Origin of the sequence: Saliphagus infecundisoli, assembly GCF_020177375.1 — an archaeon.
Taxonomy (GTDB): Archaea; Halobacteriota; Halobacteria; order Halobacteriales; family Natrialbaceae; genus Saliphagus; species Saliphagus infecundisoli.
On sequence record NZ_JAIWHV010000001.1, the window covers coordinates 817,459 to 835,372 of the forward strand.

Below are 17,914 nucleotides of genomic sequence, written 5' to 3' on the forward strand. Positions count from 1 at the left end.
GTCTTTCTCCCGCCGGGCCGACGTCCGTCGATGGACGCCTCGACTCTCGTCTATTCACTGCTCCCGGTCGCCAACACGCTCGCCGGAGACGCTCTCCTCCAGGGCGGGCAGGTCCGGGAGTGGATCGCCGGGGCGAGCGGCCCCTGGCGATACCTGCTCGTCTTCGTCCTCGCGGCGATCCCGTGGCTCGAGATCCTGCTCGTGATCCCCGCGGGGATCGCGATCGGACTTGACCCCCTCCTCGTGGCCGGGGTCGCGTTCGCGGGCAACGCCCTCCCGATCTACGGGATCGTCCTCGCCTACGAGCGCCTCGCCGCACGCTTTGGCTGGGGAGAGGGCGAGGGATCGAAACGCCGCGAGCGCGCCCGGCGGGTCTGGAACAGCTATGGCCTCCCCGGCCTCGCGTTCGCCGCCCCGGTCCTTACCGGGGTCCACCTCGCGGCGGTCATCGCCCTCGGACTCGGCGCCCGCGGTCGCTCCACGCTCGGCTGGATGACCGCGAGTATCGCCGTCTGGACGGTCGCGATCACTGCGGCGACGGTCGCTGGGGTCGCCATCCTCGGACTTTAGACTACTCCCGGAGGAGATCGCGCTCGCGACCTCCCTCGTTGGGATCGGTCTCGAGTAAGCGCTCGACGGTCCGCTCGAACGTCTCCTCGTCGATCTCGCCGGTCGCGTACCGCTCCCGGAGCCGGTCGATCGGACGCTCGCGGGTCCGTGGCTCCTCGGCCGCCGTGGCCGTCGGCGCGTCCCGTCCGACCGCTCCGCGGAGCCACCGGTAGAGGGCGAACGTCGCGTAGGTTCCGAGGAGGACGGTCGGGGTCACGGTCACGAGCCAGAAGGCGCCAACCCACACCGGGATCCCCGGGACGAGGAAGATCGGGGCGACGAGCACGGCCGTGATCGACAGGCCGAGCCACAGCGGCGAGGTGAGCAGCCGGCGTCCCCCCGCCTCGATGCGCGACTCGAGGGTCATACCGGGTGGTCGGCGAGATCCACCATAGTCGTTTCGTCGTCACTCTCCGCCCGAGCCCATCGCCTCGGCGGGCACCCCCGCAACGGTCGTGTCCGCGGGGACGTCCCGGGTAACCAGGGAATTCGCCGCGACCGTCGCGCCCGCGCCGACCTCCACCCCCGGGAGGACGATCGCGCCCGCGCCGACGGTCGCGCGCTCGCCGACGACGACCTCCCCCGTTCGGTACTCCTCCTGGAGAAACTCGTGACAGAGCAGGGTCGCGTCGTAGCCCACCAGGGCGTCCTCCCGGAGGGTGATCAGTTCGGGCCAGAAGACGTCCGGCGTCGCTTCCAGTCCCCAGGAGACCCCCGGCGCGACCGTGGCCCCGAGCGCCCGTAACAGGAGTCGTTTGAGGCGGAGCGACGGCGAGAGCCGGATCAGCCAGACGACGACGTAGTTGGCGGCGACCCGCACGGGGTGTTTCGCCTCCGGCCAGCCCGAAAGCGAGTTCCCCCGACCGGGCGTGGGATGGGTCGAGATGCGGTCGTGGCGGGCGTCGGCCGGCTCGCGGTCGTCGGTCACTGCGGCGTCGTAGGGCGGGGGTCTACAAGAAACCAGGTGCCCCGGCTCGCCCGGGTAACTCCGTCATTTCTCGAACGTCCAGCGGGTCGCGTCCGTCGGAAACTCGCTCCAGGCGAGCACCCGCTCGGGACGGACCCGGAAAAAGGGGGTTCCGTGTCCCACGTCGTACTTCCCCCGGTAGGCCGCTTCGAGGCGGTCGATCAACTCCTCGCCGACGCGTTTGCGGTCGATCCGTTCGGCTTCGCCCTCGAGGATCACGACCTCTTCGGAGTCCCCGCGGTGGACGACGATCGAGGGGTCGGCGGCGAGGTTCCGGACCCACCGCGTCCGCTCGCCGCCGCCACAGTGGAAGGCGCCGTCGATCCAGACGCCCCACGTCGGGCGGGCGTGGGGCCTGCCGTCGGGCCGGATCGTCGTCACCCAGTAGGAGCGATCGCCCCGCAGCCGTTCGGCGACGAACTCCCAGTCGAGCATTCCCGTCTCCTCCGCGGGGATTCCGTAGCTCGCCTCCGTCGAGGGGCGGGTTCGCTCCGCGTCGGGGGTCGGATCGTTCGGGGTCATCCCGAAACGTTCGCTCCCGAAAGACAAGTAACCGAGACGCTCGCACCTGTCTATCCGAACCGATTTCGGCTTTCGCTCCCTCCCTCCGCCATGGTCGTCGCCCTCGAGATGGACTGGCGCCACCTCCTGTTCGAGAACTGGCCGGTCGATCCCGCCCTCCTCCGTCCCCACGTCCCCGACGTGCTCGATCTCGATACCCACGACGGGAAGGCCTGGCTCTCGGTCGTTCCCTTCGTAAACGGGGCGATCCGCCCGCGGGGCCTGCCGCGGTGGGTTGGGCTCTCGCTTCCCGAGATCAACGTGCGGACCTACGTCACGTACCAGGGAAAGCCGGCGGTCTACTTCTTCAGCCTCGACGCCCAGGGGGTCGCGGGCGTCCTCGGTGCCCGCCTCTTTCACCACCTCCCGTACTACTACGCCCGGATCTCGTTGTCGGTCGAGGATGGGGGAGTCCGGTTTCGAAGCCACCGTCGCCACCCCGGCGCCCGTCCGGCGACCTACGAGGCGACGTACCGCCCGACGGGGGAGCCGTTTTCGGCACCCGAGAAACCGCTTGCGGCGTTTCTCGTCGAACGCTACGGCTTCTACGCCGAGGATCTCGACGGCAATCTTCGATTCACCGCGGTCGAACACGACCCCTGGACGCTGTACTCCGCCGAGCCGCGTATCACGGAAAACACTCTGTTGGGGGCCGAGCGCTTCGACCGGCCCGACGCCGATCCCGTCTCCTACTACAGCCCCGGACTCGAGGTGACCGCCTCCTCGAGCGAGCGGGCCGACGGACGGCAGTAGTCTCGGCCGCCGTCGCCGACGGTCGCCCGAGTGCGGTGGTCAGTTCCCGCGCAACTCCGCCATGTGGTCGATCCGGGACTGGACGAGATCTGCTTTCCCGATGTCGTGGCGCGAGCGCAGGCCCTCCTCGCCGGCGAGCGCGAGGGCCTCTTCGGCGATTTCCTCCGCATCGGCGATCGAATCGGCGATGCCGACGACCGCAAACGAGCGGGAGGTCGTCGTGAAGACGCCGTCGTCGCGGGCATCGACGCTGGCGTAGTAGAGCAGGGCCTCTCCGCTATCGTCCGCGAGTTCCGCGACGCTCTCCTCGTCTACCGTTACCTCGGCACCTGCTTCGGGATCGTCGGGGTAGCCCGCGGGAACGGCGTACTTACAGACGGTGGCTCGCTCTGCGAACTCGAGTTCGGGGACGGGCGCGCCCTCGCGGGCCGCGACGAGGACGTCGAGGAAGTCTGTTTCGAGGACGGGAAGGGTGTTCATCGCCTCGGGGTCGCCGAAGCGGGCGTTGAACTCCACGACCTTCGGGCCCTCCGTGGTGAGCATGAACTGGCCGTAGAGGATCCCCTTGTAGCCCTCGAGGGCGTCGACGGTCGACTCGACGATGCCGACGGCGTCGGCGTACTCCTCCTCGGTCATGAACGGGAGCTCATAGGTGGGGGCAGTGTAGCTGCCCATCCCGCCAGTGTTGGGCCCCTCGTCGCCCTCGTAGGCGCGTTTGTGGTCCTGGACCGCGGGCGCGGTCTCGACGCTGCCGGCGGCGACGACCGCCTGGACGGTGAACTCCTCGCCGATCAGGCGCTCTTCTAGGACGATTCGGTCGTAGCCCGATTCCCGGATGTACGTTTTCCCCTCTTCGGGAGTGACCTGATCGCCGATCACCTTCACGCCCTTCCCGCCGGTGAGCCCCGCGGGCTTGATGACGAGGTCCTCCTCGCTGTCGTCGATGTAGTCGCAGGCCGCCTCGGGGTCGACGAACGTCTCGAACTCCGGACACCCTGGAACGTCGTTTTCTGCCATGAACCGCCGCTGGAAGGCCTTGTCCGTCTCGATGCGGGCTTCCGCCTGTCGGGGTCCGAACGCGTAGATCCCCGCGTCGTCCAGGGCATCGACGACCCCTGCCGCCAGCGGCGCCTCGGGACCGACGACCGCCAGCGTCGCACCCACTGCTTTGGCGTAGGAAACGACCGCCTCGGGATCGGTCGTCTCCACGCTTCGAAACCCCTCGACGAGCGCGTCGATCCCCGGATTCCGGTTTTCGCTACAGGCGTAGAGTTCGGCGTCCGACGAGGCGAGCGCGCGGGCGATGGCGTGTTCGCGCCCGCCGCCGCCGACCACCAGTACGGTCTCGTCCATGATCGATGGCGGTACGCACGGTAGTGTAAGCGTTGCCCTTCTTTTCTTCGAGCTTGTGCACGATCGTGGTTCTCCGACCAGCACCGTAATGGGCGTCGGTCGTGTGGCCCACTCCAACGAGTCATGACGACACACGACATCACGCTGACTATCAACGGCGAGCGGGAGACGGCGACCGTCGAGTCCCGAACGCTACTGGTCCACGCCCTCCGGGACCTGGGCTATACGGGCCCGAAGGTCGGCTGTGAAACGGGGTCCTGTGGGGCCTGTACCGTCCACGTCGAGGGCGAGGCCGTCAAGGCCTGTACCCGCCTCGCGGTCCAGGAGGAGGGACGAGAGATTCGAACGGTCGAGGGGCTCGCCGGCGAGGGCGACGGCGGTGGGGACGTCCTCCACCCGATCCAGGAGACGTTCCACGAGGCTCACGCCCTCCAGTGTGGCTACTGTACCCCCGGGATGGTGATGGCGACCGCCGACCTCCTCGAAAACGATCCCGACCCCTCCAGGGAGTCGATCCGGGAGTCGCTGAAGGGCAACCGGTGTCGGTGTACCGGCTACCACAACATCGTGGATGCCGTCGAGTCGCTCGCCATGGATTCGAGCGCTGGCGAGGGGGCCGACTGATGTATCCCCCCGAGTTCGACTATTATCGGCCGGGCGACGTCAGCGAGGCGATCGACCTGCTCTCGGGAGGTGGCCGCGTCCTCTCGGGCGGCCAGAGCCTGCTCACCGAGTTGAAGGCCCGCCAAACCGATCCGGGACGGCTGATCGACGTCGGCCGGCTCGAGTCGCTCTCGGGGATCGACGCGGGGAGTGAAGGGGTTCGGATCGGCGCGACGACGACCTACGCCGAGTGCGTGGATTCGGCGGGGGTCCGCGAGGCGATCCCCGTGTTCGCGGCGGCCGCCGAGCACGTCGGCGATCCGCAGGTCCGAAATCGGGGCACTGTCGGGGGAAACCTCGCACAGGCCGACCCGGAAGGCGACCTCCCGCCCGCCGCACTCGCGGCCGACGCGACGGTCCACGTGGCGGGACCCGACGGCGAGCGGACGATTCCCGCCGACGATCTCTTCGAGGGAGAAAACCGGACCGCCCTCGAGAGCGAGGAACTCGTCACCGAACTCGTCCTCCCGGCCCACGACGCGGGGGGTTACGCCCGGCGGATCCACCCAGCCTCGGGGTACGCGATGGTCTCGGCGGCGGTCGTTTTCGACGTCGAGTCGGAAGCGGTGGCGGGCGCGCGGGTGGCGGCCGGCGGCGCCGTCGAGCGCCCGATCCGGCTCGCGGGCGTCGAGAAAACGATAGAGGGAACTCCGGTGGCGGACCTCGCCGGGAACGGGTTCCCGACCGAAATCGGTAACGCTCTCGATCGAGCGGGCGACGAAGTGGACGACGAACTCCCGTACGGCGACCGCCACGCCTCAGCCTCTCACAGACGGGAGTTGCTCCCGGCGTACGTCGAGCGAGCCATCGAGAACGCGATCGACGGCACCGGCAGCGCCGAGGGGGGTGAGTCCCGATGAGCGAGGAGAGCGATGACCTGACCGGGAGTCCGGTCCCCCGCCGGGAGGACGAGGCACTTCTGACGGGGCGCGCGACGTACACCGACGACCTCGTTCCTCCCGATGCAGCCCACCTCACCTTCGTCCGGAGCGAGCGGGCCCACGCTGACATCGAGTCGATCGATACCCGGGCGGCGGAGAAACTTGAGGGCGTCGAGGCCGTCTACACCTGGCCGGATCTCGCCGACTCCTCCTCGCCCTGCGTCCTCCCGATCTCGACCGGATCGCTCGACTGCGAGCCGCCGGGCCACCCGGTGCTCGCTCGCGACCGGGTGCGCTACCACGGCCAGCCGGTCGCCGCCGTCGTCGCCGAGGACGGCTACCGCGCTCGGGACGGCGTCGAAGCCGTCTCCGTGAACTACGACTCCCGCGAGGTCGTCACCGACCCGGAGGCCGCACGCGAGGAGGGGGCGCCGACGCTGTTCGAGAGCGCTCCCGATAACGTCGCCGCGACGACCGAGCAGGGCGATCTCTCGAAGGCGGAGGCCGCGATCGAGGACGCAGATCGAGTCGTCTCCATCGATCTCGAGAACAACCGGCTGATCTCCTCGGCGATCGAGCCCCGGGCGGCCGTCGCGGAGTACGACGCCGCCGCCGACCGGCTGACGGTGACGATGACGAGTCAGTCCCCCCACGGCCACCGCGGAAAGCTCGCTTCGACCCTGGGGCTTCCCGAGAGCGCGATCCGGGTGATCGCCCCCCGCGTCGGCGGCGGCTTCGGCCACAAGGGCCACCACCATCCCGGCGAGGCGATGGCCGCCTGGGCGGCCCGCGACATAGAGCGGTCGGTCCGGTGGACGGCGACCCGGTCGGCGAACTACCTCGAGGGCGCCCACGCCCGCGACCACCGGACGACGGCGCACCTGGGAGTAGACGCCGACGGCACCTTTCGAGGACTCGCCGTCGAGACGACCGCCAACGTCGGCGGCTACGGCCTCGGCGGCGGCGCCTCGATGCCCGGCTGGTACGGGGGCTTGCTCTCGAGCCAGTACGCGATCCCCGCGATCGGCTGTCGGACCCGCGCGGTCTTTACGAACACCGCGCCGCTTCACTCCTATCGGGGCGCCGGGCGGCCGGAGGCCATCTACGTGACCGAGCGGATCGTCGACGTCGCCGCCCGCGAACTCGGGATCGACCGTGCTGAACTCCGCCGGAGAAACCAGATTTCACCCGACGAGTTCCCCTACGAGACGGCGGTCGGCGCGAGCTACGACAGCGGCGACTACGAGCCCGCACTCGAGAAGGTCCTCGAGGCGATCGGGTACGACGAGCGGACGGAAGACGGAACGGTGGAGTCCGTCGAGAGCGACGACCCCGACGACGGCCGGCTCCGTGGGGTCGGGATCGCCTGCTTCACCGAATCGACCGGCGGCGGCTTCGAGAGCGGCGTCGTCCGGGTCCACCCCGACGGCGGGGTGACGGTCGCGGCGGGCACCCACTCCCACGGCCAGGGCCACGAGACGACGTACGCCCAACTGGTCGCCGACGAACTCGGCGTTCCCATGGAGGCGATCGACGTCCGGGAGGGCGACAGCGACGCGATCCCGAAGGGCACCGGCACCTTCGGCTCCCGAAGCACGATCACTGGCGGGAGCGCGGTCGTCGAGAGCGCCCGCGAGGTCCGCGAGAAGGCCCGCGAGATCGCGGCCCATCGGTTGGAGGCCGCCGTCGAGGACGTCGCTCTCGAGGAGGGGGAGTTCCGGGTCGCGGGCGCACCCGATCGTGCGATCTCCTTCGAGGAGGTCGCCGGCGCCGCCTACGGCCGCGGGCTGTCTGAGGACTTGGAGCCGGGACTCGAGGCGACCACCTTCTACGAGCCCGACGGGACGGCCTACGCCTTCGGCACCCACGCGGCGCTCGTCGCGGTCGATCCCGCCACGGGCGACATCGAGATCGAGCGCTACGTCGCGGTGGACGACTGCGGCGAGCAAGTGAATCCCACGATCGTCGAGGGGCAGGTTCACGGCGGGGTTGCCCAGGGGATCGGCCAGGCGATGTACGAGGAGGCCGTCTACGACGACGAGGGACGGCTCCTCTCGGACTCGATGGCGGAGTACCCGGTTCCCCGAGCGGAACAGCTCCCCGACATCGAGACCGAGACGACGGTGACGCCCAGCCCGCGCAACCCCCTCGGCGTGAAGGGGATCGGCGAGGCGGGAACGATCGCCGCGCCGCCGACGATCGTGGGTGCGGTCGCCGACGCCCTCGACGTGGCACACGTTGATATGCCCCTTACAGCAGAGCGGGTTCGGGAGGTACTCGAGGAGTAGCGAAGACGAAGAAGTCGGGATATATGTGACCCCGCGAGGAACGGGAGAACAATGCGTCAGTACCTGGATCTCGTCGAGACGGTGCTCTCGGAGGGTGTCCACAAGCCCAATCGAACGGGGGTCGATACGGTCTCGGCGTTCAGCACCCACTACGAGGTGGATCTCGCCGAGGGGTATCCGTTGCTTACGACCAAGCGGATGGACGACTACCGCTGGAACTCGATGCTCCACGAACTCTGCTGGTATCTCTCCGGCGAGGAACACATCCGGGAGCTCCGCGAGGAGACGGGCATCTGGGACGCCTGGGCCGACGACGAGGGGCGAGTAGACACCGCCTACGGCCGCTTCTGGCGGCGGTTTCCCGTGCCCGAAGCGGAGGGGCAGCTCCCGGGGGAGGCCTGGGCCGAGGCCGACCACCGGTGGGTAACCGAGGAGGCGGACGGACGGAAGACGTTCGACCAGCTCCAGTACGTGATCGACACGATCGAGGAGTCTCCCAACTCCCGCCGGCTCGTCGTCAACGCCTGGCATCCCGCGAACGCGGCGGTCTCGACGCTGCCGCCCTGTCACTACACCTTCGTCTTCAACGTCGCCGGCGGCCGGCTCAACTGCCAGCTCACCCAGCGATCGGGCGACGTTGCACTGGGAATCCCCTTCAACGTCGCCGCCTACGCCCTCCTAGCTCGGCTGATCGCCGAACGGACCGGCTACGAGCCCGGCACCTTCGCGCACACCGTCGTCGACGCCCACGCCTACTGTGGCCGCGGCGACCGGGGCGAGTGGTACGCCGAACACCTCCCGGAGCTTCGCGCCCGCGTCGGGGACGTCACGGAGCCGGCGGACTACCTCGCGATCCGCGAGTGGCTCGAGTCCGAAGCCCCCGTGGAACCTCCCGAGGACGAGGGGTCAGACCACGTCCCCAATCTCCTCACCCAGCTCTCCCGGGAGCCGAAGGAACGCCCGACCCTGGAGCTCGCGACGACCTCGCTCGAGGAGCTCTCTCCCGAGGACGTCACCCTCTCGGGGTACGAGTCCCACGGCCCGCTCTCGTTTTCGGTGGCGGAGTGATGGGCAGCGAGACCGACCTCGAGCTGGTCGCGATCGCGGCGGTCGCGGACAACGGCGTCATCGGCCGCGAGGGAGCGATTCCCTGGGATCTCCCCGAGGACATGGCCCATTTCGAACGCGAGACGACGGGCCATCCGGTCATCATGGGCCGGCGGACCTACGAGGGGATCCTCGAAGGGCTCGGCGAGCCCCTGCCCGATCGCACCTCGATCGTGCTCACGACGGGCGCCCTCGAGACCCTCGAGGGCGTCGAGCGGGCGCGGGATGTAGCGGAGGCACTCTCCATCGCCGAACGGGACGCTCGCGAGCGCGGGGTCGAGCGGGCGTACGTCGCCGGCGGCGCGTCGGTCTACGGGGCCCTCCTTCCGGCGACGGACCGGCTGGTCCTGACGGAGGTCGACGGCGAGGTCGAAGGCGATACCTACTTCCCCGAGATCGACCCCGACGCCTGGCGGGAGATAGCCCGCGAGGAGCACGACGGGTTCGCGTTCGTCGAGTCGGTGCGCCGCGAGGGCGGGTAGTCCCGGTCGTTCTCGGGCCGGCCGACGAAAGGGCGGGACTACCCCAGGAAACCCGACCGGACGGGCGAAAACGGAACGGTTTACAATGGGGGTTTCCGTCGTCGGGCGGGGTATGTCGCTTTTCACCCTCACGGGGTTCCAGCGCGACCTGCTCGTCGTCATCTCGGGACTCGATCAGCCCTCGGGCCAGACGATCAAAGAACACATCGAGGCCGACGCTGACCTCGAGGTGAATCACGGCCGGCTCTACCCGAACCTCGACACGCTGGTCGATCGGGGGCTCGTCGAGAAAGGGACCCTCGACCGCCGGACGAACTACTACGCGATCAGCGAGGAGGGCGAGGCGGCCCTGGAAGAGCGCCTGGCCTGGGAACGCGAGTACGTCGGCGAGCGGATCCTGCCCGACCAGTGACCGGTTGCGAGGGGCCGGCCGGTAGTTCCCGAAGCGGGCGGAAACCCCAAACCCCATAGCGATCCCGCCCCTCTCCTCCGACAATGGCCACGTGCGACGTGTGCGGGACGGAGATCAACATGCCGTACAACTGCCGGCACTGTGGCGGGACCTACTGTGGGGACCACCGGCTCCCCGAGAACCACGACTGCTCGGGCCTGGAGAACTGGAACGACCCGGGCGGCGTCTTCGATAGCGGCTTCGACGACGGCGTCGCCGGCGGCGAAAGCGGTTCCGACGGCTCGCTGGCCGCGAAGCTCCCCTTCGATACGGGTCCCGGCGGACCCCTGGGGTACTTCCGGGGGAACGCGACCTACACCTTCCTCGCGCTGATGTGGATCACGTTTGGGCTCCAGTTGGTCGTCCTCTTCGCTGCCGGCTCGGGGACACATCAGGCGATTTTTGCTCTCTCTACGGACAACGTTGGCTACGTCTGGACCTGGGTGACAAGCGTCTTCGCCCATAGCCCGATCAACTTCTTTCACATCGTCTTCAACAGCATCGTGATCTTCTTCTTTGGACCCCTCGTCGAGCGCTACGTCGGGTCGCGGAACTTCGCGATCCTGTTCGTCGTCAGCGGCGTCCTCGCCGGCCTCGGGCAGGTCGGCATCTCGCTCGCCCAGGGCGAGCCCGCGAGCGTCCTGGGTGCAAGCGGCGCCGCGCTCGCGATCATGGGCGTGCTCACGGTCCTGAACCCCAATCTCAAGGTCTACCTCTACTTCATCCTCCCCGTCCCCCTCTGGTTGCTCACCATCGGGACCGCGGTGCTCTCGGTCTTCTTCATCGGAACCGACGGGGGCGGCAACATCGCCCACGCCGCCCACCTCGTCGGCCTGCTGGTGGGGCTGGCCTACGGCGAGTACGTCAAGCGCACGCGGACGATCCGGACGCCCGACCAGTTCCAGCTCGGCGGCGGTGGACCAGGAGGTCCCGGTGGCCCTGGAGGGCCGGGCGGCCCTGGCGGTCCCGGCCGCGGACGGTTCTGATGGCGCCCCGTCCCGACCTCGCGCCCGACCCCTCGCTCTCGCGGGCCGAGATGGAGGCCCTCCAGGAGGAGATCGCCGACGTCGCCGTCTTCGCCGATCGCGACCTCGGCTTTGACCCCGCCGAGCCGGCGGCGCTCTCGAACCCGCTCGCCGCGACCGCGGGCGGCGGGGACCCCCCGACGGTCGTCGGCGTCGATCAGTCCTTTCTGCTCACCGACGACGACCGCGAGGACCGCGCGATAAGCGCCGTCGTCGCCACCCGCGCGGGCGAGGTCGTCGAGCGAGTGTCGGAGGTGACGCCCCTCGAGATCCCCTACATCCCCGGACTCCTCTCCTTTCGAGAAGGTGGGCCGATCCTCGCGGCGCTCTCGGAACTCTCGGTCGAACCGGACCTCGCGCTGTTCGACGGCAGCGGCCGGATCCACTTCCGGCAGGCCGGGATCGCGACCCACATGGGCGTCGTCGCCGACTTCCCGAGCGTCGGGGTTGCCAAGAGCCTCCTCTGTGGCACCCCCCGCGGGGAAACCGAGGGATTGGCGGAGGGCGACCGGGTCGCCATCGAGGCCGACGGCGACGTCGACGCGCCCAAGGGAACCCTCCTGGGCTACGCCGTCCAGAGCCGCCAGTACGACTCGCCCGGCCGCCACATCAACCCGCTGTACGTGAGTTCCGGTCACCGGGTCGGCCCGGAGACGGCCGCTGGGGCGGTCCTCGAACTCTGTTCGGACTACAAGCTCCCCGAACCCGTCCGGCTGGCCGACGCCTACGCCGAGGACGTCAAAGGGGAGTACGTGGAATAGCCGCCGGCCCTCACTGGTCGGCAGCCAAACCGTCGGTACTTTAGGTCCCCTCGCCCGAACGACTCGCCCATGGCCATCGCCGAGGACACCGAGGAGACCGGCGCCGACGGGGCCGGGGCCGAGAGTACGGACGGCGAGCGGACCGGGGAGGGGTACACCCGCAAGGACTGCGTCCTCATCACCGGCTGCTCGTCGGGGATCGGCCGGGCGACCGCGCTGGCCTTCCTCCAGGCCGACTGGCAGGTCGTCGCGACCGCCCGCGAGGAGGCCGACGTCGCCGACCTCGCGGAGGCCGGCTGTCACGTCCACGAACTCGACGTCACCGACCCCGACCAGGTGGCCCGCGCGGTCGAGTACACGGTCGAGGTCGGCGGCGCCATCGACTGTCTGGTCAACAACGCCGGCTACGCGCAGATGGGGCCGATCGAGGACGTCTCGATGGGCGACCTCCACCGCCAGTTCGACGTCAACGTCTACGGCCCCCACCGCCTGACCCGCGCCGCCCTCCCTCACATGCGCGCCCAGGGCTCGGGCCGGATCATCACCCTCTCGAGCGTGCTCGGCCGGATCGCGCTCCCGGGAACCGGCGCCTACTCGGGGACGAAGTTCGCCGTCGAGGCGATGAGCGACTCCCTGCGCGCGGAAGTCGGGGAGTTCGGGATCGACGTCGTCGTCGTCCAGCCGGGCCCCGTCCAGACGAGCTTCACCGATCGGGCTCGCGAGGAGTTGCCCGGCGCCGACGGAACGCCGGCGTACGAAGACCTCTACGGGGCGATCCGGGAGCTCTACCAGGACGCGACGCTGGTCGGCGGCGACGGTCCCCTCGCGGTCGATCCCGGCGAGGTCGCCCGCGCGGTCGTCACCGCGGCGACGGTCCCCGAGCCGCCCGCTCGCTATCCGGTGGGCCCGGTCGCCCAGTACGGCATCTATGCCCGATACCTCCCCGACCGCCTCCGGGACGCCGCCTACGGCTTCATCCAGCGGCTCGTCTGACCGTCGGTCCCGACCGCCGATCCTGACAACCGACCGATTTATTTTTCCGGGTCGAGGAGTTCCGGAGGATGAGCGGAGAGCGAAGCGACGCCGTCGGGGTCGCCGACACCGTCTCGGAGGTCCTCTATTCGATCGCCGGCGTACTGCTGATCGGCTCCGGGCTGGTGTGTCTGGGCGCCGCCGTCGCCCAGCTCGTCACCGCTGGTTCGGTCGGATTCTCGGCGTTCGTCCTCATGCTCGGCGCGTTCTTCCTCTCGTTCGGGGCCGCCGTCACGCCGGCCATCCGCCGCCGGCTCGGTCGGCGCCACTCGGTGACCGAATTCGGCCACGTCCGGACGGTCGATCGCCGGGTCGTCCGCGAGGAGGAAGACGAGGTATTCCGGTGTACGGCCTGTGACTCGCCGGCCAGGGAGGGCCTGGTCCGGCGCTACCGCGAGGAGTACGCCATCGCGGGAATCCCGCTCTACACCGAATCGGAGGGACACAACCACTACTGTCTGGAGTGTGCCAGCGAGGAACTGCTCGGCCCTCGAGAACCGACCGAGCAGCCGGATCCGGAGGTCGAGCGCGAGACCGATCTCCACTAGACGCGGTCGCTACCAGGCGACGTGGTCGACGTCCTCTCCGTCGCCCGAACCGGGTCGGTTCTCGAGGTAGATGCGGGCGTAGGCGAACTGCACGATCGGGGTGACGACCGCGGTCAGGACCGCCGAGACGACGAGGAACGCTAGGTAGAACCCCTCGCCGAATCCGGTAACCAATAGCGTGGCGATCGCCGTCCCGACGACGATGAGAAACGAGATGAGGAAAATGCCGAACAGCTTGAGGAGGTTCCCCTTGGCGACCGACCAGCTCGTCTCGAGGCTCTCGGTGACGCCCTTCTCGTCGATGACGCACGCCGGGAGGGCAAGCGAGAGCCGGACGCCGAGGTAGAGTCCCGGGATGATCAGGAGGACGAATCCGATGCCGACCGCCAGTACGTACACGATGAAGATCCCGATCAGCGAGACGAACTGTCCGAGGACGGCGCTCGAGGCACGCCCGAGATCGACGGGATCGCCCATCGCTTCGTCGCGTCCGACCACGTGGACGAGCCCGTTGATGTAGAGGTACACGAGATAGCCGAGCAGGGTGACAAGGCCACCGAGAAAACCCAGAAACTCCCCGACGAGCTCGAGGAGCCCGTAGCCGAAAAAGAGGACGATCAACACCGGGTTCCGTCGGAGCCACTCGATCCCGTCACCGATCGTGCCGGCCACACCCTTTCGCCGGAGGGTTCCGTCCATACATCAATCCGTCAGACCATATGTATAAAAATGTACCCCACGCTACAGTAGCGGTCCGGACGAACGGCTATCGGAGACAGGCCGCGACGACCGAAAGCATCGTCTCGCCCCGGACGTCCTCCGCAAAGAGGGGTACCCGACGAACGTCGGTGCCGTAGAACAGTTCCTGGGCGTCCTCCAGGGCACCCTGCTGGACCTCCCACCGGCGCTTGCAGAACTCGCAGTCCTCCAGGTCGGGGCTCAGGAACTCCCCCGAGACGTCGTCGGTGACCTCCGCCAAGGGCTCCATCACCCGGTTGACGACGACGGTGCCGACGGCGATCTCGAAGCGGTCGAGCTGTTCGCGCAGCCGTTTGGACTCCACGACGCTCATCTCCTCGGGGATCATCACGATCCGGAAGTCGGTCAGCTCGGGGTCCTGGAGCACCGCCCGCAGGCGTTCGATGCGCTCGCGGACCTCGCGCATCTCGGCCATGTCGGCGCCCTCGCCCTCGGCGGCCTCCCCGCCGAACATCCCCTTGACGCCGTCGATCATCCCCCCGAGACGCTCCCGGAACGTGATCATCCGGCCCATCATCGTGTCCATGATCTCGGGGAGCTCGAGCAGGCGGAGGGTGTGGCCCGTCGGCGCCGTATCGACGACGACGCGATCGAACCGAGGGTCGTCCATGTACTCGAGCAGGAGCTGCATCGCGGCGGCCTCGTCGGCGCCGGGCATCGCCCCCCCGAAGAGAGCGTCCATCGGCCCCTCCTCGCCCAGCAGGTCGCCCAATCCGCCCAGGCCGCCCTCCGCGGCGAAGGCCGCCTGGCTCTCCTCCAAGGCGGCGTCGGGGTCGATCTCGGCGGCCCACAGCGGGATCTCCTCGCGAATCCGCTCAGGGCTCGAGGGAACCTCCGTCTCGAACGTGTCCGAAAGCGAGTGGGCGGGGTCGGTCGAGACGACGAGCGTCGCGGTTCCCTCGCGGGCGCTGTCCAGAGCCGTCGCGGCCGCCATCGTCGTCTTCCCGACGCCGCCTTTTCCGCCGTAGAGGACGTAGCTCGGACCCTCGACGGGCTCTCCCGCGGGCTCGACGTCGATCGTCTCCCGGTCGATCGAGTCCGTCGGCGTCACCTCGATCGTGTTGTCTCCGTCCTCCGACTCCGCCGACTCCCGCTCGTCGGTCGGCTCGACGTCGAGTCCACTCATGGGGAGTGGTTCCCGGTCGGGACACGAGTATTCGTCGGTCCCGCTCTGAGGGACTACTCCCGGGCGGCGGCCGCAAAGACGAACTCCCGCAGCAGCTTCCCGGCGAGGGCGCCGGCTTGCCCGTCGTCGCGGTCGTTTACCTCGACGACGTCGAAGCCCACCGCCCGTGGAGCGACCGCCCGAACGGCGTCCCGCATCGCCGTCGGCTCGAGGCCGAACGGCTCCATCGTCCCCGTTCCGGGGGCGAAAGCGGGGTCGGCCGCGTCGATATCGACGCTCAGGTAGACTCTCCCCTCGACGTCGGGCTCCCAGTCGGCCACCTCGCCGGGGGTGACGACGGTCACGTCTCCCTCCTCGGCGCGTTCCCACTCGGCCTCGCTCCCCGTCCGGGCGCCCACGATGACCGCTTCGTCGGCGACCTCCTCTATCACCCGCCGGGTGACACAGGCGTGCGAGAGGGGGTTGCCGTCGTACGCCTCGCGGAGGTCGAGATGGGCATCGAGGGCGACGAAGACGTCGGGGTCGGTCGCACGGGCGCCGGCGAGCGAGACGGTGTGTTCGCCGCCGATCAGAAGCGGGAGTCCGCCACTCCGGACGACGTCTGTGAGTTCGCCCTCGAGCCACTCGAGGGATTCCGCGGCGTCGTCCCACGCGCGGACGTCGCCCCGGTCGGTGACAGAGAGCTCGGAGAAGCGCCGGCCGGTCCGGCGGTCGTAGTCGTCGAACGTCTCGGAAAACTGCCGGACGCGGCGGGGGCCAAAGCGGGCCCCCGGCTGGAAGGTCGTCGACGTCTCCAGGGGCGCGCCGACGACCGAAAAGGCGGCGTCGGACTCGCCGGTGCGGTCGGGTCGGGCCCCCGGAAACGGGTTCATCGCCTCAGACGATCTTTCGCTGGTTGTCGAGCTCGAGGTACTCGATGTTCTCGTCGGGGGTCGGATCCTCGCCGTCGGGGATCCGCATCGTGATCGTCTCGTACGTTTCGAGGTCCATCAGCTGCATGTCACTTCCGTCGACGGAGACGACCTGGCCCTGTTTGCGCTCGATGATTGGGACCCAGATCTTCGCGTCGACGGGCTGGGAGAGCGACCGCTTCTTGCCGTCGAAGACGCCTTTGGCCTCGACTCGGGCCTTCGCGCTGCCGTGTTTGCCCGGTTTGGCGGTGGAGTAGGAGTTGATCACACAGGGCGTGTCGTCGATCATGACGTACGCGCCCTCCTGGAGATTGCGGACTTCCTTTTGCTGTCTGGCCATACCCGCGTTACTCAATCGAGCGGTATAAACGGTTTGGAACGGATCCCGGCTCTCCGGCCCCTCCCGCGGTTCTGCGGGGGGTTCCGGTTCAGGCCGTCGACGCCGCTCGATCGGAGAGGAACCGCTCGAGTCGCTCCAACCCTTCGGTCAGCGCGGCGGGCTCGAGCCCGAACCCGATCCGGAACCGGTCGGGATAGCCAAAGCAGTCGCCCGGCGCGAGCACGACGCTCTCCGATTCGACCACCTGCCGACAGAACTCCCGGGCGTCCGCGAACCCCTCCGGGACGCTGACGAAGCCGTTGACGCCGACGGGGTCGTACCACTCGAGACCGTGCTCGTCGAGGAACGCGCGGACCCGCTCGCGGTTCTCGCCCGCGAGCCGGCGGTTCTCGGCTATGATCTCGGCCTCGCGGTCGGGATCCGTCAGGACCTGCCGGGCGACGTACTGGCCGACCAGCGGCGGCGAGATGGTGGTGTAGTCCTTCCAGCGTCTGGCGAGGTCGATCAGCTCCCGGTCGCCGACCAGCCAGCCGAATCGGAGGCCGGCGAGCCCGTGGGCCTTGGTGAGACTCGCCGTCGAGAGCCCGTGGGGGCCGAGGCCGGCGACCGGGTCGAGCGGGTCCTCGGCGAGCAGCCGGTAGACCTCGTCACAGAACAGGTAGGCGTCGTTGTCGGCCGCGAGATCGTACAGTGCCCGCACCCGCTCCTCGGGGTGATATCTCCCGGTGGGGTTGTTCGGGTTCGCGAGCACGATGGCGCGGGTTTCGGGGCGAACGGCGTCGGCGACCGCCTCGACCGGGAGGCTCCAGTCGGGCTCCCCGAGTGGAACTTCAGTCACCGATCCGAAGGCGTCCGGAACCGCCGACAGCGCCTGGTAGGTCGGCACCACGACCACCGCGTGGGGCTCTCGCCCGTGTCGCCGGCCGGAAACCGTGTTTCCCCCGTTGGAATCGCCCGCCCGGAACGCCGAGGGATCCGCTTCGGCGTCGGGTTCCGAGCAGAGCGCGAGGAACGCGAGGAAGTTCGCCTCCTGGGTGCCACAGGTACAGAGCACCTCCTCCTCGCTCCGACCGTACCGTTCCCCGATCGCCGCCCGGAGTTCGGGGTCGCCGTCGGTCGGGATCACGTACCCCAGTTCTCCGGGGTCGGTGTCGAACCGGCTCGCTTCCAGGCTCCTGATCCCACTCTCGGCGAGCATGATCTCGGCGTCGTGTTCGTGCTCCCCGAACCACCGCTCCAGGGCGAAGGGTTCGATCCGCATACGTCCGCGAGGGCGGCCGGGGTCGAATACTCACCG

General features: G+C 69.1%; 21 protein-coding genes. 12 read left to right on the plus strand and 9 right to left on the minus strand.

All coding sequences use genetic code 11. The annotated features are described in order from the left end of the window. The first annotated feature begins 30 nt into the window (after nt 1–30). Nucleotides 31–570, plus strand: coding sequence for a small multi-drug export protein (locus LCF40_RS04595; RefSeq protein WP_224827540.1), 540 nt, complete (start codon nt 31–33; stop codon nt 568–570). 1 nt (nt 571) lies between these two features. Here LCF40_RS04595 and LCF40_RS04600 read toward each other — a convergent pair whose 3' ends face one another. The 3 genes from LCF40_RS04600 to LCF40_RS04610 form a co-directional block, all read right to left on the minus strand. Continuing rightward, nucleotides 572–976, minus strand: a complete 405-nt coding sequence (locus tag LCF40_RS04600) for an SHOCT domain-containing protein (RefSeq protein WP_114575473.1) — start codon at nt 974–976, stop codon at nt 572–574. Nucleotides 977–1,015: 39 nt separating this feature from the next. After that, complete coding sequence (locus tag LCF40_RS04605; protein ID WP_224827541.1) at nt 1,016–1,537, minus strand: acyltransferase; 522 nt, start codon at nt 1,535–1,537, stop codon at nt 1,016–1,018. Nucleotides 1,538–1,600: 63 nt separating this feature from the next. Next, nucleotides 1,601–2,098, minus strand: coding sequence for a pyridoxamine 5'-phosphate oxidase family protein (locus LCF40_RS04610; RefSeq protein WP_224827542.1), 498 nt, complete (start codon nt 2,096–2,098; stop codon nt 1,601–1,603). Between the two features lie 90 nt (nt 2,099–2,188). Between LCF40_RS04610 and LCF40_RS04615 the strand changes: the two genes are divergently transcribed. Continuing rightward, nucleotides 2,189–2,890, plus strand: a complete 702-nt coding sequence (locus tag LCF40_RS04615) for a YqjF family protein (protein WP_224827543.1) — start codon at nt 2,189–2,191, stop codon at nt 2,888–2,890. A 39-nt stretch (nt 2,891–2,929) separates the two neighbouring features. Here the strand turns inward: LCF40_RS04615 and purD are convergent, their stop codons facing one another. Beyond that, nucleotides 2,930–4,243 carry a phosphoribosylamine--glycine ligase gene (gene purD / locus LCF40_RS04620; RefSeq protein WP_224827544.1) on the minus strand — a complete coding sequence of 438 codons (1,314 nt, stop codon included), beginning with the start codon at nt 4,241–4,243 and terminating at the stop codon, nt 2,930–2,932. A 123-nt stretch (nt 4,244–4,366) separates the two neighbouring features. Between purD and LCF40_RS04625 the strand changes: the two genes are divergently transcribed. The 10 genes from LCF40_RS04625 to LCF40_RS04670 all read left to right on the plus strand — a co-directional run bounded on the left by LCF40_RS04625 (nt 4,367) and on the right by LCF40_RS04670 (nt 13,481). Beyond that, the gene (locus tag LCF40_RS04625) at nt 4,367–4,867 is read left to right on the plus strand and encodes a (2Fe-2S)-binding protein (protein ID WP_224827545.1); all 501 of its coding nucleotides are present in this window, start codon (nt 4,367–4,369) and stop codon (nt 4,865–4,867) included. Further along, nucleotides 4,867–5,766: an FAD binding domain-containing protein gene (locus LCF40_RS04630; protein ID WP_224827546.1), complete on the plus strand. Its 900-nt coding sequence runs from the start codon at nt 4,867–4,869 to the stop codon at nt 5,764–5,766. The genes LCF40_RS04625 and LCF40_RS04630 overlap by 1 nt, the downstream gene beginning before the upstream one ends. Then, nucleotides 5,763–8,075: a xanthine dehydrogenase family protein molybdopterin-binding subunit gene (locus tag LCF40_RS04635; protein ID WP_224827547.1), complete on the plus strand. Its 2,313-nt coding sequence runs from the start codon at nt 5,763–5,765 to the stop codon at nt 8,073–8,075. Before LCF40_RS04630 ends, LCF40_RS04635 begins: the two co-directional genes overlap by 4 nt. 51 nt (nt 8,076–8,126) lie before the next feature. After that, nucleotides 8,127–9,143, plus strand: coding sequence for a thymidylate synthase (gene thyA / locus LCF40_RS04640; RefSeq protein WP_224827548.1), 1,017 nt, complete (start codon nt 8,127–8,129; stop codon nt 9,141–9,143). Beyond that, entirely contained in the window at nt 9,143–9,664 is a 522-nt protein-coding gene (locus LCF40_RS04645; protein WP_114575464.1) for a dihydrofolate reductase, read from the plus strand. The genes thyA and LCF40_RS04645 overlap by 1 nt, the downstream gene beginning before the upstream one ends. A 112-nt stretch (nt 9,665–9,776) precedes the next feature. Beyond that, on the plus strand, nt 9,777–10,076 hold the full coding sequence (locus LCF40_RS04650) for a PadR family transcriptional regulator (RefSeq protein WP_114575463.1): 300 nt from the start codon (nt 9,777–9,779) through the stop codon (nt 10,074–10,076). Between the two features lie 83 nt (nt 10,077–10,159). Then, nucleotides 10,160–11,101 carry a rhomboid family intramembrane serine protease gene (locus LCF40_RS04655; protein WP_224827549.1) on the plus strand — a complete coding sequence of 314 codons (942 nt, stop codon included), beginning with the start codon at nt 10,160–10,162 and terminating at the stop codon, nt 11,099–11,101. After that, nucleotides 11,101–11,901: an endonuclease V gene (locus LCF40_RS04660; protein ID WP_380683375.1), complete on the plus strand. Its 801-nt coding sequence runs from the start codon at nt 11,101–11,103 to the stop codon at nt 11,899–11,901. The genes LCF40_RS04655 and LCF40_RS04660 overlap by 1 nt, the downstream gene beginning before the upstream one ends. Before the next feature lie 69 nt (nt 11,902–11,970). Beyond that, nucleotides 11,971–12,894 carry an SDR family oxidoreductase gene (locus tag LCF40_RS04665; RefSeq protein WP_224827550.1) on the plus strand — a complete coding sequence of 308 codons (924 nt, stop codon included), beginning with the start codon at nt 11,971–11,973 and terminating at the stop codon, nt 12,892–12,894. Nucleotides 12,895–12,962: 68 nt separating this feature from the next. After that, nucleotides 12,963–13,481: a DUF8108 domain-containing protein gene (locus LCF40_RS04670; protein ID WP_224827551.1), complete on the plus strand. Its 519-nt coding sequence runs from the start codon at nt 12,963–12,965 to the stop codon at nt 13,479–13,481. 9 nt (nt 13,482–13,490) lie between these two features. On the opposite strand, the gene LCF40_RS04675 is transcribed toward LCF40_RS04670, so the two are convergent. From LCF40_RS04675 to LCF40_RS04695, 5 genes are all read right to left on the minus strand, one after another. After that, complete coding sequence (locus LCF40_RS04675) at nt 13,491–14,180, minus strand: DUF7847 domain-containing protein (RefSeq protein WP_224827552.1); 690 nt, start codon at nt 14,178–14,180, stop codon at nt 13,491–13,493. 67 nt (nt 14,181–14,247) lie between these two features. Then, the gene (locus LCF40_RS04680) at nt 14,248–15,366 is read right to left on the minus strand and encodes an ArsA family ATPase (protein WP_224827553.1); all 1,119 of its coding nucleotides are present in this window, start codon (nt 15,364–15,366) and stop codon (nt 14,248–14,250) included. Between the two features lie 53 nt (nt 15,367–15,419). Further along, complete coding sequence (gene speB, locus LCF40_RS04685) at nt 15,420–16,238, minus strand: agmatinase (protein ID WP_224827554.1); 819 nt, start codon at nt 16,236–16,238, stop codon at nt 15,420–15,422. A gap of 4 nt (nt 16,239–16,242) precedes the next feature. Continuing rightward, the gene (locus LCF40_RS04690) at nt 16,243–16,617 is read right to left on the minus strand and encodes a translation initiation factor IF-5A (protein ID WP_224827555.1); all 375 of its coding nucleotides are present in this window, start codon (nt 16,615–16,617) and stop codon (nt 16,243–16,245) included. A gap of 88 nt (nt 16,618–16,705) precedes the next feature. Further along, a complete protein-coding gene (locus LCF40_RS04695; RefSeq protein WP_224827556.1) occupies nt 16,706–17,878 on the minus strand; it encodes a pyridoxal phosphate-dependent aminotransferase in 1,173 nt (390 codons plus the stop codon). Nucleotides 17,879–17,914: the final 36 nt, after the last annotated feature.